Source organism: Kocuria sp. CPCC 205235 (genome assembly GCF_040980905.1).
GTDB lineage: Bacteria > Actinomycetota > Actinomycetes > Actinomycetales > Micrococcaceae > Kocuria > Kocuria carniphila.
Window position 1 is genome coordinate 56,591 of the sequence record NZ_JAVKPR010000006.1, and the last position, 16,932, is coordinate 73,522.

Sequence of the window (16,932 nt, forward strand, 5' to 3'; positions counted from 1 at the left end):
GCCAGTGTTCAGGCGCTTGCGCGGCGTATCACGGGAAACGCCACGCACCGTGGCTCAGCGCAGGTCGAGCAGCGTGCGAACCTCCGCAAACGCTTGCGGGACCACACTGTAATGCGCCCATTTCCCCCGTTGCTCGCGCGTGATCAACCCCGCGTCCACGAGTTTTTTCATGTGGTGACTGACCGTGGGCTGGCTGATGCCCAGCTCATCCGTGAAGTTGCACGAGCACACGCTGTCGCAACCCTGCGCCGCCATGTGGGACAGCAGCCGCAAACGCATGGGATCCGCGAGCGCCTTGAGCACCCCGGCCACTCGCTGAGCATCCTGGGCGCTCAAAACGCCCTGGGACAGCGAGCAGCATTCGCTGCTCTCCGGGGTGGGTGTGCAGCACGCAGAGGAGGCGACGTCCAAGGGCTCTGATGTGGCGGTCATTCGTTCATCTTACATTGACGAGTGTCGATGTGATCCGTAATCTCGGGATCGTGAGCACTGAATCCTCGAAACCCAGCGTCCTGTTCGTGTGCGTCCACAACGCGGGTCGCTCCCAGATGGCGGCCGCGTACCTGTCACACCTCTCTCAAGGCAGAGTGGAGGTTCGCTCCGCCGGATCAGCACCGGGAGATTCGGTCAATCCTGTTGCCGTCGACGCCATGGCGGAAGAAGGCATCGACATGAGCGCGGCTCAGCCGAAAATCCTCACCACGGAAGCCGTCAAGGAGTCCGACGTGGTCATCACCATGGGCTGCGGAGATGCCTGCCCGATCTTCCCCGGCAAACGCTATGAGGACTGGCAGCTCGACGATCCCGCAGGTCAGGGCATCAACGCCGTCCGGCCCATTCGTGATGAGATCCGGGCACGGGTCGAGCACTTGATCGACGAACTGGTGCCGACTGGTACGGAATCTTCGTAGCGGTTTGATCATGGCCGGGTCGAGTCACACCGCCTTTTCATAGATGTGGGCGGTGGTGATCACGCCGTCCTCACGCACCCATTCCTTGGCCTCACGCGTGGGTTCGTATCCGAGCCGGCGCCAAAACCCTTCCGCGGCCTCCGCGTTGGTCGCCACGATCGACAGCCGGAGTGTGGCGATCCCGGAAGAGTTCCGTGCCTGGTCCACCAGAGCATCATGAAGGGCTCGCCCGGCCCCCTTGCCGTGGCTGTCGGGGGCCACCTGAAGCAGACCCACGTACATGACATGTGCTTGCGGGTAGTCGCGCACAGCATCTGCCACCCCAATAAGTCGGTCATCGTCCCACAACCCCAGGGTGATCTTGGACTCGGGGCCAAGACTAGGTGGCCGAGCGTGGAGAACGTCTCGAGCGGCGTCGGCCTTGGGTGGCCGCCCGAACACGCGCATGGAGTACCCGTCGTCGTCCATGATCAGGCCGGTGAGCGCCTCGAGGTCATCGGATGTGAGGTCGGAAACGCGAAAGATCATGCCATCAGTCTATGAACCGACCGAAAATCGTACATCCAGCCGACGACGCCGGCTCCTCGCCTCCTCGCCTCCTCGGGCAGCGTCACCCACATCCCGGGGGCCGCGAGAACCCTCCGACCCACCTGGTGCACTGTAAGAACCCTCCCGGTCGCCGAAAAAGGCTCTAACGACGCCTGAAGTGTTGTAGAGGGTTCCAACGGCCCCTCAGATGTGGGCAGAACCCATGACACACCCGAACCAGCACCACGTTTCTGGCCTAAAACCCGCAGGTAGAGCCTTCTAACCCAACTCAACACGCCCGAACTAGCAACACGTTTATGACCTATAACCCGTTTCTGGCCTTTAACCCGGGTTATAGGCACCGCCGTCAGGGCACGAAAAAACCCCGCCTCCAAAAGGAGACGGGGTTTCGTCACATGCGTGACCCCAGCGGGATTCGAACCCGCGTTACCGCCGTGAGAGGGCGGCGTACTAGGCCGCTATACGATGGGGCCCTAGTTGACCGAGAAGCTTTTCGGCTCAATCGACGGACTAAACAGTAACATCAGATTGTGCCAGCACCAACTTGCTCGCTCGGTGCATTCCATCCGCTGCTAGATCAGTGGATGGTCAGCGCTGGGATACCAGGACTCGAACCTAGAACGACGGTACCAGAAACCGCTGTGTTGCCAATTACACCATATCCCAATGTTTTGCTAGGGCTTTCGCTCCCGCGCAACGAGCAATAACTATACCCGCTCGCTGCGCGGGAGCCAAACCGACGAAAGGGCGCCTAGCTGAGCTGCGCGGCGAGGGCCTTGATCCGGTTCAGGGAGGATCCCTTACCCAGGATTTCGAGTGACTCGAACAGGGGCGGGGAGATTCGCTCACCGGACACGGCTGTGCGCACGGGACCGAAGGCCAGACGCGGTTTGATTTCCAAGCCCTCGACAATTGCCTCGCGCAGAGCGGTCTCGATGTTCTCCGCAGTGAAGTCCTCCAGCGGCTCGAGTGCATCAATGGCGGCTTGCAGAACCTGCGGAGCGCTCTCCTTGAGCTGCTTCTGAGCATCCGGGGCGATTTGGATCTGATCATCGGAGCGGAACAGGAATCCCAGCAGGCCCGGGGTCTCGCCCAGCAGGTTCATGCGTTCCTGCACCAGGGGTGCTGCCTGATCCAGGATCGTGTTCTGCTCATCGGTCAGGGTCTCCCCCACCAGTCCGGCGGACTGCAGGTACGGAATTAAACGATTGCGGAAGTCCTGCGGATCCAACAAACGGATGTGGGTGCCGTTGATGGCCGTGGCCTTCTTGACGTCGAAGCGCGCGGGGTTGGCCAGAACGTTGTGGATGTCGAAGTTCTCCACGAGCTGTTCCACGCTGAAGATGTCCTCGTCCGCGGACAGTGACCAGCCCAGCAGAGCAAGATAGTTCAGTAGACCCTCGGGAATGAAGCCGTTGTCCCGGTGGTGGAACAGGTTGGATTCGGGATCGCGCTTGGACAGCTTTTTGTTGCCTTCACCCATCACGTAGGGCAGGTGACCGAACTCCGGGATGAATTCGGCCACTCCGATGTCCATGAGCGCGCGGTACAGCGCAATCTGGCGCGGGGTCGAGGAGAGCAAGTCCTCGCCGCGCAGCACCTGGGTGATACCCATCAAGGCGTCATCCACCGGGTTCACCAGGGTGTAGAGCGGCTTGCCGTTGGCGCGTGCCACCACGAAGTCAGGCACCGACCCCGCCTTGAAGGAGATCTCACCGCGGACCAAGTCGTTGAAGGAGATGTCCTCGTCCGGCATGCGCAGACGGAGCACCGGCTTGCGGCCCTCGTCGCGGAATGCCTGCTTCTGCTCATCGGTCAGGTCACGGTCATAGTTGTCGTAACCGAGCTTGGGGTCCTCACCCTTGGCCCTGTGGCGCGCCTCCACCTCGTCCGGAGTGGAGAAGTCCTCGTACACATGACCGGACTCGACCAGCTTGGCCAGGACGTCCTGGTAGATGTCACCGCGCTGGGACTGGCGGTAGGGCTCGTGCGGGCCGCCCACGTTGACGCCCTCGTCCCAGTCGATACCCAACCAGGCGAGTGCGTCGAGGATCTGGCCGAAGCTCTCCTCGGAGTCGCGGGCGGCATCCGTGTCCTCGATGCGGAAGACCATGGTGCCGCCGGTGTGGCGGGCCCAGGCCCAGTTGAACAGTGCGGTGCGGATCAGTCCCACGTGCGGAGTGCCCGTGGGTGACGGGCAGAAGCGGACGCGCATGGGAGTGTCGGCGGAAACGGTGGGGTGAAGTGAAGTCTGGAGGTCAGTCATGATGTGACCATTCTAGGCTCACGTGTCACCGCGCCCGCATTCACGCCGTTCTTCGGGGCATTCTGCAGGACCCGGTGATCACAGCTTTACAGGATAAGAGCCCTGCGGACTGCGACCACCGGAGACCGGCTGCGGGGACTGGGACTATCGGCGCAGCACCGTGGTGAGGCGACCGATACCTTCGATGTCCACGTCCAAGGTGTCGCCCTCGTCCACGATGCCCACACCGGCCGGGGTGCCCGTGAGAATCACGTCACCGGGCAGCAGCGTGAATGCTTGGGACACGTAGGAGACCAGAGTGGGCACATCGAAGACCATGTCTCCGGTGTTGCCGTCCTGCTTGAGTTCCCCGTTGACGCGGGACTGTACGGCGAGTGAGGTGGTATCCAGCTCGGTCTCGACCCACGGACCCAGGGGGCAGGCGCCGTCGAAACCCTTGGCGCGTGCCCACTGACCGTCCGTCTTCTGCGCGTCGCGGGCGGTGAGGTCGTTGGCCCCGGTGTAGCCGAAGACGACCTCGGGAACGCGCTCGACCGGAACGTCCTTACACATGCGCCCGATGACCACGGCGAGCTCCGCCTCGTAGGAGACCTGCTCGGTCCAGGACGGCAACGACACGGGGTCGCCGGGACCGGAGACGGCCGTGTTGGGCTTGAAGAACAGCATGGGGCTGGTGGGCAGCTCGTTACCCATCTCGGCGGCGTGGTCCGCGTAATTGCGACCAACACACACGATCTTGGAGCGCGGAATCACCGGTGCCAGCAACCGCACCTCGGAGATGTCCACCGTGCGATCGAGGGGCTGCACGCCCACGTAGAGGGGGTCGCCCGAAAGATAGGTGATTTTCTCCTGACCCTCGGGGCAGGAGACCACGCCGAAGTGAATTTCATTGTCAAAGGTGAACCGTGCAATGCGCATGCCTTTAGGCTACACAGCACGGTCCACCTCGACCCCGCGTTGAGCGGTGAGCGATCAAGCCAGTCGCGTGAGCCAGCCGTGCGTGTCCTCCACGCGACCGGTCTGGATGTCCAGCAGCTGCTGACGCAGGGACATGGTGACTTCGCCCGGCTGGTCGTCCTCGTTACCGATGACTTCATCGTTGCTGACGAGACGACGAACCGGTGCGATGACCGCCGCGGTGCCGCACGCGAACACCTCGGTCAACTCGCCCGAGGCCTTACCTTCGCGCCATTCATCCAGCGTGAACCGACGTTCCTCGACCTGCAGACCGCGTTCCTTGGCGAGTTCGATGATCGAGCGGCGGGTCACGCCTTCGAGGATGGTTCCGGTGAGTTCGGGGGTCACCACGCGGCCGTCCTTGAACACGAAGAACACGTTCATGCCACCGAGTTCTTCAATGGCATCGTCGCGCTCGTGGTCGAGGAACAGCACCTGGCTGCAGCCGTGGGCGTCACCTTCCATTTGGGCAATCAACGACGCCGCATAGTTGCCACCGCACTTGGCCGAACCGGTGCCGCCCTTGCCAGCGCGAGCGTAGGTGCGCGACAACCAGATGTCCACGGGCTCCACGGTGCCGAAGTAATTACCGGCCGGGGACGCGATCACCGAGAACCGCGCCTGCCGCGAAGGACGCACGCCCAAGAACGGTTCCGTCGCGATCATGAAAGGACGCAGGTAGAGGGACTCGCCGTCACCGGAGGGCACCCACTTCTCGTCCGTGCTCACCAATTCCCGCACGGCATCCACGAACGTTTCTTCGGGCAGGGCCGGCAGCGCCAGCCGCTCAGCGGACTGGTTCAACCGAGCCGCGTTCGCCTCCGGGCGGAAGGTCCACACCGAGCCGTCCTCGTGCCGGTAGGCCTTGAGCCCCTCGAAGATCTCCTGGCCGTAGTGGAACACGGCAGCGGAAGGATCCAACGCGATGGGACCGTACGCCTCCAGGCGCGGGTTCTCCCACTGTCCGTTGCCCTTCTCCACGTCACCGGTCCAGTCGATGGAGATCATGTTGTCCGTGAAATGCACGCCGAAGCCGGGGTTGGCCAAAATGGCGTTCCGAACCTCACCGGTGGCCGGATGCGGGTTGGGCTGACGGACGAACTGGGTGCTCAAGAGTGTTCTCCTTCGACTGCTCGGATTCAGGCGGCTTTCAGGGCGGCCACAATGTGGTCACCCACCTGATCGGTGCTGCGCTGCTCATTGCCGTGCGTCTCGAGATCCCGGCGCACTGCCTGGTTGATCTGGTCTGCGAGATCCTCGTGGCCCAGGTGTTCCAGCATCATGGCGGCGGCGAGGATGGAAGCCACCGGCTGAGCTGTTGCGGTTCCCGCGATGTCCGGAGCGGAACCGTGAACGGGCTCGAACATGGACGGCGCGGTGCGATCTGCGTTGATATTACCGCACGGTGCCAGGCCGATACCGCCGGTCACGGCGCCCGCCTGGTCCGTGAGGATGTCGCCGAACAGGTTGTCGGTCACGATCACGTCGAACCGGGAGGGATCGGTGGTCAGGAAGATCGTGGCGGCATCGATGTGCAGATAGTCCACGGTGACGTCCGGGTACTGCGGCGCGAACTCGTTGACGGTCTCCTGGTACAGGCGACCAGCGTTGACCAGCACGTTGTGCTTGTGCACCAGGGTGAGCTTCTTGCGGGGACGCTTCTGGGCCAGCTCGAACGCGTACTTGACCAGGCGGCGCACACCGTGGGCGGTATTGATCGAGACCTCGGTCGCGATCTCGTGCTCGGTGCCTTGGCGCACGCGGCCGCCGTTGCCGGCGTAGAGGCCCTCGGTGCCTTCGCGGACCACCACGAAATCGATGTCTCCGGGCTCGGCCAGCGGGCTGGTGGTTCCCGGGTACAGGGTGGCCGGGCGCAGGTTGATGTAGTGATCGAACGTGAAGCGCAGTTTCAGCAGCAGATCACGCTCGAGGATTCCGGAGGGAATGCGGGTGTCATTGGGGGCCGCACCGACCGCGCCGAACAGGATAGCGTCGTGGCCGCGAAGTTTGTCCATGGTCTCGTCGCTGAGGACTTCGCCCGTGGCCAACCAGTGCTCCGCGCCCAGCGGGTAGGTGGTCTTGTCCAGGGTGATGCCCGCGGGTTCGGTCACGGCATCGAGTACTTTCACCGCCTCGGCAACGACCTCGGGGCCGATTCCGTCTCCGGGAATCACGGCGATCGAGTACTTGGTGGCTGCGTTCGACGATGCTTCGCTCATGCTCCCAGCCTAAATCCGGCGAGGGCGGGTATTCCACAACGTGAATTCGTGTCTCGGATATTGAGACAGTAAAACGGCGGTGCCGTCACGTTCGCATGACGACGCCGCCGCATCACCTACAGCTCGTGCGTTCAGTCCTTGAGGACCTCGGGTTCTTCGTAGCGCGGGAACACACCGGTCGGCTTGGGCAGCTCGGTGCCGGGCGCGAGGCGCTGGGAAATCGCCGCGTACTGCCGGGCTTCGCCCTCGGGCTGACCGAGTTGGGTCAGCAGCTTGGCCATGGAATCCGGCATGACCGGCTGCACCAGGATCGCCACGATGCGCAGCACCTCCGCCGTCACGTACAGCACGGTGGCCATCCGCTCCGGATCCGTCTTACGCAGCACCCACGGCTCCTGCGCAGTGAAGTAGCGGTTGGCGTTGGCGATCACGCGCCATACGCCCTCCAATCCGCGATGGAAAGCTTGGGCGTCGAACGCGGTCCGGAACGTCTCGACCACGGCGTTGGCCTCATCGAGCATGGCCCGATCCTCGGCCGTGAACTCACCCGGTTCGGGGACCACTCCCCCCAGGTTCTTGGCGACCATGGACAGACTGCGCTGGGCCAGGTTGCCCAGATCGTTGGCCAGATCCGAGTTGATGCGTGAAGCAATCGCGTCGTGGGAGTAATTGCCGTCCTGGCCGAAAGGAACCTCGCGCAACAGGAAGAAGCGCAGCTGGTCCAGTCCGTACTCCTCGATGAGTGAGTGCGGGTCGATCACGTTGCCAACGGACTTGGACATCTTCTCGCCCTGGTTGAACAGGAAGCCGTGGGCATACACGCGCTTGGGCAGCTCGAGTCCGGCCGAGATCAGGAATGCCGGCCAGAACACGGCGTGGAATCGCGCGATGTCCTTACCGATCAAGTGCAGATCCGCGGGCCAGTATTTCTGGAAGTTGGTGTCCTCGGTGTCCGGGTAGCCCAGACCGGTCAGGTAGTTGGTCAGGGCGTCCACCCACACGTACATCACGTGGTCCGGGTTGCCGGGTACGGGCACACCCCAGTCGAACGTCGTGCGTGAGATCGACAGGTCCTGCAAACCGCCGTTCACAAAGGACGCGATCTCGTGGGAGCGAGTCTCGGGCTGCACGAAGCCCGTCTTGTACAGTTCCAGCAGTTTGTCCTGGTAGGCCGAGAGGCGGAAGAAGTAGCTCTCCTCCTCGGTCCACGTCAGCTCGGTACCGGTGCCGATCGAGTAGCGCTGGCCGTCCTCGCGGACCTCCGTTTCGTCCTCGGCGTAGTAGGCCTCGTCGCGCACGGAGTACCAGCCGGCGTACTTGTCCAGGTAGATGTCCCCGTTGGCCTCCATCCGCTTCCAGATGTCCTGGCTCGCGGCGTAGTGATCCTCGTCCGTGGTGCGGATGAAACGGTCGTAGCTGACCTGCAGCTCGTCGTCCATCTCCTTGAACTGGGAGGCGTTCTGGTCCGCGAGTTCACGGGGCGACACGCCCTGTTTCTCGGCGGTCTGCTGCATCTTCTGGCCGTGCTCGTCCGTTCCGGTCTGGAAGCGCACGTCGTAGCCGTCCAGTCGCTTGAATCTCGCCATGGTGTCCGCGGCAATCGCCTCGTACGCGTGCCCGATGTGCGGGGACCCGTTCGGGTAGGAAATCGCGGTGGTCAGGTAGTAGGGAATCTGCTCGCTCACGCCCTCCACTCTAGCGACCGTCCGCCACTTTTCTTGCTTCGGGAACACCGGACAGCACGACGCCGCCGCGAGAGTTCGCGTGAACTCTCGCGGCGGCGTCGGCGATCGAACTACGGCACCCAACTGGAGTGCCGGATCAGGACCGATCAGCGAGCGGCAGTGCCCTCGGTGTAGTCCTCATCGGTCTGCTCCCACGCGAAGAGGGAGCGCAGTTCGCGGCCGGTCTCCTCGATGGGGTGGGACTCTTCCTTGGAGCGCAGCTCCTTGAACTCCTTGGCGCCGCTGGACTGGTCCTCCATGAAGCGCTCGGCGAAGGTGCCGTCCTGGATGTCCTTGAGAACTGCCTGCATGTTCTCCTTGACGTGAGCGTCAGCCACGCGCGGGCCGGAGACGTAGTCGCCGTACTCAGCGGTGTCGGAGATGGACCAGCGCTGCTTGGCGATGCCGCCTTCGACCATCAGGTCCACGATCAGCTTGAGCTCGTGGAGCACCTCGAAGTAGGCGATCTCCGGCTGGTAGCCGGCCTCGGTGAGGACCTCGAAGCCCTGCTGCACCAGGTGCGACATGCCGCCGCACAGTACGGCCTGCTCGCCGAACAGGTCCGACTCGGTCTCCTCGGTGAAGGTGGTCTCAATGACGCCGGCGCGGGTGCCACCGATGCCCTTGGCGTAGGACAGTGCCAGCTCGAGTGCCTTGCCGGAAGCGTCGACCTCGACGGCCACGAGGTCGGGCACGGCGCGGCCGGCTTCGAACTCGCGGCGCACGGTGTGGCCGGGACCCTTGGGTGCGACCATGGCCACGTCAACGCCCTCAGGGGCCTTGATGTAACCGAAACGGATGTTGAAACCGTGGGCGAAGAAGATGGCGTCGCCCTCGTTCAGGTTGTCCTTGATGGACTCCTCGAAGACCTTGGCCTGGACCTGGTCCGGGGTCAGGATCATGATGACGTCGGCTTCCTTGGCGGCCTCGGCCACGGTGAGCACGCGCAGACCGTGTGCTTCGGCCTTCGCACGAGACTTGGAACCCTCGGCCAGACCGATGCGGACGTCCACGCCGGAATCACGCAGGTTCAGCGCGTGGGCGTGACCCTGGGAGCCGTAACCGATGATGGCCACGGAGCGGTTCTGGATGATCGACAGATCTGCATCGTCGTTGTAGTAGATCTTTGCCATGGGGTTGTCTATCTCCTCATTCGATGGTGGGACTGCTGTTCAGATCGAGCACCGCGTCCCGAGCGGAACCCGATCAAGGGTGAGGTGGTGCTAGTGCCGCAGCGCGCGGTCCGACATGGACTTGGGACCGCGTCCCAAGGCCAGCGTGCCAGCGCGAACAATTTCTCGCACGCCGAACGGTTCCAACACGTCCAGCAGGGCGTGGATCTTGTCCCGCGCGCCCGTGGATTCGATGACCACGGACTCGGTGGAGACATCCACGATGGTGGCCCGGAACAGGTTTGCAGCCTGGGTGACCTGCAAACGCGTGGACGCGTCCGCGCGCACCTTGACCATGATGTGGTCACGCTGCACGGAGTTCTCCGGGGCGAGCTCAACAATCTTGATGACGTTGATGAGCTTGTTCAGTTGCTTGGTGACCTGCTCCAGCAATTCGCCGTCAGCATCCACCACCACGGTGATCCGGGAAATCCCGGGCAGCTCTGTGGGGCCCACGGCCAGGGAGTGGATGTTGAACGCACGGCGAGCGAACAAACCGGCAACGCGCGTCAGCACGCCGGGCTTGTCTTCAACCAGAACGGAGAGAGTATGACGGCTCATTGATTAGTCCTCCGAGTTCCAGTCAGGAGTCAGGTTTTTGGCAATTTGGATCTGGTCGTTGGACACGCCCGAGGGCACCATGGGCCAGACCATGGCGTCGGCGGACACCACGAAGTCGATCACCACGGGCCGGTCGTTGATCTCCAAGGCCTGCTTGATCACGTCATCCACCTCGTCGTCGCTTTCGCAACGCAGGGCAGCGCAACCGTAGGCCTCGGCCAGCTTCACGAAATCCGGTACGCGGCGTGAATTGTGACCGGTGTTCAACTCGGTGTTGGAGTAACGACCGTCGTAGAACAGGGTCTGCCATTGACGCACCATGCCCAGCGACGAGTTATTGATCACCGCGACCTTGATGGGGATGTTGTTGATCACGCACGTGGCCAGTTCCTGATTGGTCATCTGGAAGCAGCCGTCGCCGTCGATCGCCCACACCACGCGGTCCGGCTGGGACACCTGTGCGCCCATGGCGGCGGGAACGGCGAAGCCCATGGTGCCCAGGCCTGCCGAGTTCAGCCACTGGCGGGGACGCTCGTAGTCAACGAACTGGGCGGACCACATCTGGTGCTGACCCACGCCGGACACGTACACGGCCTCCGGGCCGGTCAGGGCCGAGATGCGCTCGATCACGTGCTGGGGGCTGCCCAGTCCGTCATCGGTGCGGGTGTAGCCCAGCGGGTAGGTGTCGCGCAAGGTGGACAGCGTGGTCCACCACGTGCCGAGGTCCGGCTTCTCGGCGGTCTCGAATTCCTGCCGGACCGCATCCGTCAGGTCCGAAATCACGGTCTTGAGGTCGCCCACGATCGGGACGTCCGCCGTACGGTTCTTAGAGATCTCGGCGGGGTCGATGTCCGCGTGGATCACCTTGGCGTTCGGTGCGAAAGTGTCCAGCTGACCGGTGACGCGGTCGTCGAAGCGCGCGCCCAGGGTGATCAGCAGGTCCGATTGCTGCATCGCGTACACGGCCGGCACCGTGCCGTGCATGCCCGGCATACCCAGGTTCAGCTCGTGCGAATCCGGGAACACGCCTCGCGCCGTCAGCGTGGTGACCACGGGCGCTCCGGTGAGCTCCGCGAGTTCGAGGAGCTCCGCAGCGGCGTCGGCGCGCATGGTTCCGCCGCCCGTGTAGAGCACCGGGCGATCGGCGGCCGCAATGAGGCGGGCCGCTTCCTTGATCTGCTTGGAGTGACCGCGCGTGACCGGGCGATAACCGGGCAGATCCAGCTGGGGCGGCCAGTTGAACGTCATGGTCGAGACCTGGGCGTCCTTGGAGACGTCCACCAGGACGGGACCCGGACGACCGGTCGAAGCCAGGTGGAAGGCCTCGGCCAACACCCGGGGAATGTCGTTGGGATCGGTCACCAAGTAGGAGTGCTTGGTGATGGGCATGGTCATGCCCACGATGTCCGCTTCCTGGAACGCGTCGGTTCCAATGAATGCGCTCGAGACCTGACCGGTGATGGCCACCATGGGGATCGAGTCCATATTGGCGTCCGCAAGAGCGGTGACCAGGTTGGTGGCACCGGGGCCCGAGGTCACAATGCAGACACCCGTGCGACCGGATGCCAAGGCATAACCTTCGGCGGCGTGTCCCGCGCCCTGCTCGTGACGCACCAGGATGTGGTTGATCTTCTCCGCGTCCATCAGGGGGTCATAGGTGGGAAGGATTGCACCACCCGGGAGACCGAAGACATCCGTGACCCCGAGCTGCTCGAGTGAACGGATGATGGCTCGCGAACCCGTCATTTCCTCCGGGCCCTCAGCACCGACCACCGCGGTGGCCACGGGGTGCTGATCCGTCTCCGCGCCCACCAGTGACGCGGAGGTGTTCTCGGCTCGCCGATGGGCCATCACGGCCGGTGAGATCGGCTGATCCTTACTCATAGTGGATATTTCCTTTACCTGCTGTTGGTGCTGAACGCCGGGCGGGCCGTCCCCTGACCGATAACGGTGAGCCGATGCGGGTCGTTATACATAAGGAAAGGCCCTCACGCCACGGGTTTCGTGAGCGTTCGGGCCTGTGTCCACGCGCGACGTATTTTCCTCAGGCCCGATGTCCGATAAGAACAACGACTCCAAGGTCTACGACGTCACTGGGTGCGAACTGCATGACACCCACTGTAGTGAGGCGCGCGTCTCTTGTGTCAATCTTCGGACACCATGTCTCACATTATGAACTACTCCCCCGCGGAATCGAGATCGAGTCGCCCGGATTGCACCAAAAATTGCGGCGCCTTACCGGCTTTGATGAGTTCGATCTGCTGCAGGATCAGACCCCGCACGCGCGGCCGATAAGACACGTTGGAGCCACCCACGTGCGGCAGCACGATGGAGCCCGCCGCGCTCATGAGCGGATGGTCACCGGGCAGGGGTTCAGGATCAACCACGTCGAGAGCGCAACGGAGCCGGCCCGCGACCACTTCTTCGGTCAACGCGTCCGTGTTGACCAACGAGCCGCGACCCACGTTGACCACCAGGGCGTCGTCGGGCAGTTTGGCGAGCATCGCGGCGTTGAACAAGTTCTCCGTCTTCTCGGTCAGGGGCAGGGCCACCACCAGAATGTCGGTTTCGGGCAGGATCTGGTCCAGTTCATCAACGCCGCGCACCTGGCCCTGTTCATCCTCCCGGGCCGACGACGCCACGCGGGTGATCTCAACCTCGAACGGGCGCAGGCGGTCAATCACGGCCGATCCGATTTCCCCGATGCCCACCACGGCGACCCGGGAGTCGGCCACGGCGCGGGAAAAGTACCGCTTGTAGACACCTTCCTTCTGCTGCAGGATCGCCCGATCCATGTTTCGCTGGGCGGCGATGATCAGACCCACCGCGATCTCAGCGGTGCCGGCTGCGTGTACCCAGCCCGCCGAGGCGAGTGCGACGTCCGGGCCGATTCGTTCTGGCACCCCGTTGTAGCCGGTGGACTGCAATTGCAGAAGCTTGACGTTCTCCACCACGGACGGGTCCTTCATCCAGCGACCGCTGAAGTACGGAGCCACGGCGATATCGATGTCCTCGCGGGCGCAACCCTCAGGCTCACCTTCCAAATCCCACAGCACACAGGTGAAGTCCCTGAGTTCGTCGCTGATCTGATCGAAGAGTTTTTGCTCGGGCAGTGAGATCACGCGCAGGTCTGACAAGGCAACGTCGGGGTGCTGAGAAGTCATGGCTCCATGGTACGTGCGAGCCCCGCTGGGAACGTGTCCGGCGCCACGCACGCTTAATTGGACAGATCGCCATGCGGTGCTAAAGTTATCTCTCGTTGCGCAGGGGAAACCCGGCACGGAGCGGTTCCTCACGGATCCGATCATGTGCTAACTTTCTTCTTCGGTAACGCCAGCGCCTCTAGCTCAATTGGCAGAGCAATTGACTCTTAATCAATGGGTTCTGGGTTCGAGTCCCAGGGGGCGCACCCCGAATGATCCGGCCGCATTGCACCAGCAATGTGGCCGGATTTTTTTACTTTCCGAGCCTCCGGTGCACAGAAAAACTGCGCCACCCTGGGAAGGGTGGCGCAGTTGCTCAGAAATTTACTGTTTGGCCGTCACGGGATCGTCACTGTCCTGCCGCACCACACCGTCGTCGGAAACTTCCAGCTTCCACCGGGCGCCACCCAGAGTTGAAATGATCTCCGCCAAGGAACGACGGAGGTTCTCATCCACCAGGGTGCCTTCACCCAGCAGATCGTTTTCCAGTTTGGAGGCCGTGGCCAGCACCTGCTCCCCCTCGGGAGAAATGGACACGACGTGTGAACGGCGATCACGAACGTTCTTGGATCGGGTGATGTGCCCGTGGACTTCCAGTCGGTGCAGGGTCTTGCCCATGGTCTGCGCTTGAACGCGGACCTTGTGTGCGAGTTGCGCTTGGGTCATGCTGCCCTCAGCTTGCAGGACGTCCAGGGCCATCACGCCCGCGTGGGTAATACCGAGAGATGCCAGGCTCTCGTTCCACGCATGCTCCACTAGACGCGCTGCCGCGGAAAGCAGGCGATTCGTGGGCCACTGGTTTCTATAAGACATACGCTCTACTATACCCGCTTCGGATCAACCCATCAGACTATGGTCAGGGTACTGATAAGGCAAGTTTATGACATAGATTTCTACGCTCAAGCGGATAACCTACGCATGAACCTGCCTTCGAACTCTTCAGTTGTAACACTGTCATGCTATCGCGCAGCCAGTCGAGATGCGAGACGACTGTCACTCATTGGAAAGGAATCCCCTCTATGACAAGCACGTTGATCGTCGGAGAACCCGCACCCGAATTCACCCTGCCCGACGCTAACGGTCGGGACGTGTCGCTGGCCGACTTCCGCGGCCAGCGGGTGATCGTCTACTTCTACCCGAAGGCCTCAACGCCCGGCTGCACCACGCAGGCCTGTGATTTCCGCGACAACCTGGCCGCGTTCACGTCCGAGGGTTTCGCGGTGCTGGGCATTTCCCCTGACGCGCCGGCAGCCCTCGAGCGATTCACGAACAAGCAAGAACTCACCTTCCCGTTGCTTTCCGACGAGGATCACAGAGTGGCCGAGGCCTACGGAGCCTGGGGCGAGAAGAAGAACTATGGGAAGACCTATGAAGGTCTTATCCGCTCCACCGTTGTGGTGGACGCCGCTGGAAACGTGGAGCTCGCCCAACACAACGTGCGCGCCAAGGGCCACGTGGCCAAGCTGCGCCGCGACCTCAAGCTGGACTGAGCGGCGTCGTTGCTGCTGCCCTGCGGGCCCCTGCCCGCGGGGCGGCACAATGCGCGGTGGTTGTCCGGTTACCATGGTTGACGTTCGCCGGGCGACCCCCGCGCGAGCTGCGCGAGTGGTGGAACTGGTAGACACGCAGGATTTAGGTTCCTGTGCCTCACGGCGTGCGGGTTCGATTCCCGTCTTGCGCACCATCCCGGATAGCTCCGGTTCAGCTGTCGTTCGGTGAAAGGATCAGCTCCGTTGAGCACCTCGGATTTCCAGATCGGTCGTCGCGGCTTCTTGGCCGTGGCCGGGCTGGGAGTGGTGCTCACAGGCTGCGGCTCGTCCGATCCGCGATCGGGTTCCTCCCCTGCCGCGCCCGATGCGTCATTCGTGTTCGCCCAGGCTGCAGCACCGGCGACTCTGGATCCGTCCATCAGCAATTCCGTGGAGACGTCGCGCATTGCCGCACAGATCCTCGAGGGGCTGGTCAAGGCCGATCCCTCAACCGGAGAACCACAGCCCGGTCTCGCCGAATCCTGGGAGACCAACGACGACGATCGTTCCGTCACCTTCACGCTCCGACGAGGCATCACGTTCCACGACGGCGCCGCACTCGACGCGCACGCGGTGCGCGCCAATTTCGACAAGTGGCGCGCACAGGCCGAGTCGGAAGAACCCTGGGCACCCCGCACATCCTTTGCCACCGTCTTCCGCCACGGGAACTCGGAGCCTTCCATATCGTCCAGCTACGAGGGCTGCGAGGTCATCGACGATCGCACCGTTAAAGTTGTTCTGCGGCACGCCTACTATCCCTTGTTGCACGCGCTGACCCAGCCGTCGTTCGGCATTGCCTCGCCGGAGGCCATCACCTCCGGTACCTCACACGTCCATCCCGTGGGGACCGGACCGTTCCGCTTCATCGCCGCCGAGGCGCGGTCCGTCCAACTCAGCGTCAATCCGGACTACTGGGGAGAACTTGGTCATCTGGGCACCGTGGAGTTCCGCAGCATCCCTGACCCAAAGGTGCGTTACGCGGCCCTCGTCTCGGGCCAGGTGGACGCCTACGACCAGGTTGGCCTCGACGCTTTCGCTCCCCTGGCGCGCAGTGGCACGCAGGTGCTCTTCCGGGACCCCTACTCGGTGTCCTACGTGGGCATCAATCAGCGTGTGCCAATTCTCCGGGACATCAAGGTGCGCCGTGCGATCGCGGCCTCGATCGACCGCGGTGCCATTGCCCGCGAGCTCTTTCCCAACGGCACCAATGTGGCCGATCAGTTCATCCCCGCGCGCTTCAATGTGGACGGCGAGGATCTCAAGGTCCCCGGCTTCAACCACCAGCGTGCCCGTGAGTTGCTGGCCGATTCCACTTACGACGGCGCCCCGCTCACCTTTTACTATCCGCGCAACACGTCGCGGCTGTACCTCCAGCAACCGGAGCAGGTCTTCGCGATGATCTCCTCCCAACTGACACGGGCGGGATTCAATCTGGACCCGGTGGCCGTGAACTGGGACGACGACTACGTGCAGAAGGTCACGGATCCACAGTCACCTCACGCCCTCAGTCTGCTGGGCTGGAGCGGTGGTTTCCGCGACCCGGACAATTTCTTGGGGCCCCTGCTCGGATCCCCCAATGCAGAACTCGGCGTCCGGGACCCGGGCTTGTTCACCGCGGTCAATCGAGCTGCCGCCATGTCCGGAGATGCCGCTCGAGCCAATACATACCGCGCCCTGAACAACCGCGTTTCCGAGTTGTTGCCGGCTGTCCCACTGGCCCACCCGGTCTCCGCCGTGGCGGTCAACAACCGGGTCGAAACGTTCCCCTTGACGTCCACCGGTCACGAATTGTTCAACGACCTGACCCTGCGTAACAGCTGACGGACCGGCAGTTCGTAAGG

The 16,932-nt window shown here is 63.1% G+C and carries 15 protein-coding genes and 4 tRNA genes; 5 read left to right on the forward strand and 14 right to left on the reverse strand.

Annotated features, from left to right (window positions below; translation table 11 throughout):
- Window positions 1-54 precede the first annotated feature (54 nt).
- Entirely contained in the window at window positions 55-432 is a 378-nt protein-coding gene (locus RF638_RS06195) for a helix-turn-helix transcriptional regulator (protein ID WP_238663098.1), read from the reverse strand.
- A 50-nt stretch (window positions 433-482) separates the two neighbouring features.
- On the opposite strand from RF638_RS06195, the gene RF638_RS06200 reads away from it, so the two are divergent.
- Window positions 483-911: an arsenate reductase ArsC gene (locus tag RF638_RS06200; protein ID WP_274543001.1), complete on the forward strand. Its 429-nt coding sequence runs from the start codon at window positions 483-485 to the stop codon at window positions 909-911.
- Window positions 912-935: 24 nt separating this feature from the next.
- Here the strand turns inward: RF638_RS06200 and RF638_RS06205 are convergent, their stop codons facing one another.
- From RF638_RS06205 to RF638_RS06260, 12 genes are all read right to left on the reverse strand, one after another.
- Window positions 936-1,439, reverse strand: a complete 504-nt coding sequence (locus RF638_RS06205) for a GNAT family N-acetyltransferase (protein ID WP_129700496.1) — start codon at window positions 1,437-1,439, stop codon at window positions 936-938.
- A 421-nt stretch (window positions 1,440-1,860) separates the two neighbouring features.
- Window positions 1,861-1,933, reverse strand: a tRNA-Glu gene (locus RF638_RS06210).
- Window positions 1,934-2,054: 121 nt separating this feature from the next.
- Window positions 2,055-2,126 (reverse strand) — tRNA-Gln (locus RF638_RS06215).
- Window positions 2,127-2,211: 85 nt separating this feature from the next.
- Entirely contained in the window at window positions 2,212-3,726 is a 1,515-nt protein-coding gene (gene gltX, locus RF638_RS06220) for a glutamate--tRNA ligase (RefSeq protein WP_368841592.1), read from the reverse strand.
- Between the two features lie 144 nt (window positions 3,727-3,870).
- Window positions 3,871-4,644, reverse strand: coding sequence for a fumarylacetoacetate hydrolase family protein (locus RF638_RS06225; RefSeq protein ID WP_095797310.1), 774 nt, complete (start codon window positions 4,642-4,644; stop codon window positions 3,871-3,873).
- 54 nt (window positions 4,645-4,698) lie between these two features.
- Window positions 4,699-5,796, reverse strand: a complete 1,098-nt coding sequence (locus RF638_RS06230) for a branched-chain amino acid aminotransferase (protein ID WP_095797311.1) — start codon at window positions 5,794-5,796, stop codon at window positions 4,699-4,701.
- A gap of 26 nt (window positions 5,797-5,822) precedes the next feature.
- The gene (locus tag RF638_RS06235) at window positions 5,823-6,902 is read right to left on the reverse strand and encodes a 3-isopropylmalate dehydrogenase (RefSeq protein ID WP_095797312.1); all 1,080 of its coding nucleotides are present in this window, start codon (window positions 6,900-6,902) and stop codon (window positions 5,823-5,825) included.
- 131 nt (window positions 6,903-7,033) lie between these two features.
- Window positions 7,034-8,587, reverse strand: coding sequence for a methionine--tRNA ligase (metG, locus tag RF638_RS06240; protein ID WP_368841593.1), 1,554 nt, complete (start codon window positions 8,585-8,587; stop codon window positions 7,034-7,036).
- Between the two features lie 146 nt (window positions 8,588-8,733).
- A complete protein-coding gene (ilvC, locus tag RF638_RS06245; protein WP_129701932.1) occupies window positions 8,734-9,759 on the reverse strand; it encodes a ketol-acid reductoisomerase in 1,026 nt (341 codons plus the stop codon).
- A 90-nt stretch (window positions 9,760-9,849) separates the two neighbouring features.
- Window positions 9,850-10,359 (reverse strand): acetolactate synthase small subunit, encoded by a 510-nt coding sequence (ilvN, locus tag RF638_RS06250; protein WP_095797315.1) that lies wholly within the window; start codon window positions 10,357-10,359, stop codon window positions 9,850-9,852.
- A 3-nt stretch (window positions 10,360-10,362) separates the two neighbouring features.
- Window positions 10,363-12,243: an acetolactate synthase large subunit gene (locus tag RF638_RS06255; RefSeq protein WP_129701930.1), complete on the reverse strand. Its 1,881-nt coding sequence runs from the start codon at window positions 12,241-12,243 to the stop codon at window positions 10,363-10,365.
- A 293-nt stretch (window positions 12,244-12,536) separates the two neighbouring features.
- Window positions 12,537-13,523, reverse strand: coding sequence for an NAD(P)-dependent oxidoreductase (locus RF638_RS06260; RefSeq protein WP_368841594.1), 987 nt, complete (start codon window positions 13,521-13,523; stop codon window positions 12,537-12,539).
- 172 nt (window positions 13,524-13,695) lie between these two features.
- Between RF638_RS06260 and RF638_RS06265 the strand changes: the two genes are divergently transcribed.
- A tRNA-Lys gene (locus RF638_RS06265) sits at window positions 13,696-13,768 on the forward strand.
- A 118-nt stretch (window positions 13,769-13,886) separates the two neighbouring features.
- On the opposite strand, the gene RF638_RS06270 is transcribed toward RF638_RS06265, so the two are convergent.
- A complete protein-coding gene (locus RF638_RS06270; protein ID WP_368841595.1) occupies window positions 13,887-14,375 on the reverse strand; it encodes a MarR family winged helix-turn-helix transcriptional regulator in 489 nt (162 codons plus the stop codon).
- A gap of 206 nt (window positions 14,376-14,581) precedes the next feature.
- Between RF638_RS06270 and bcp the strand changes: the two genes are divergently transcribed.
- The 3 genes from bcp (at window position 14,582) to RF638_RS06285 (ending at window position 16,912) form a co-directional block, all read left to right on the forward strand.
- Entirely contained in the window at window positions 14,582-15,052 is a 471-nt protein-coding gene (gene bcp, locus RF638_RS06275) for a thioredoxin-dependent thiol peroxidase (protein ID WP_095797319.1), read from the forward strand.
- A gap of 109 nt (window positions 15,053-15,161) precedes the next feature.
- A tRNA-Leu gene (locus RF638_RS06280) sits at window positions 15,162-15,246 on the forward strand.
- A 49-nt stretch (window positions 15,247-15,295) separates the two neighbouring features.
- The gene (locus tag RF638_RS06285) at window positions 15,296-16,912 is read left to right on the forward strand and encodes an ABC transporter substrate-binding protein (RefSeq protein WP_368841596.1); all 1,617 of its coding nucleotides are present in this window, start codon (window positions 15,296-15,298) and stop codon (window positions 16,910-16,912) included.
- Window positions 16,913-16,932: the final 20 nt, after the last annotated feature.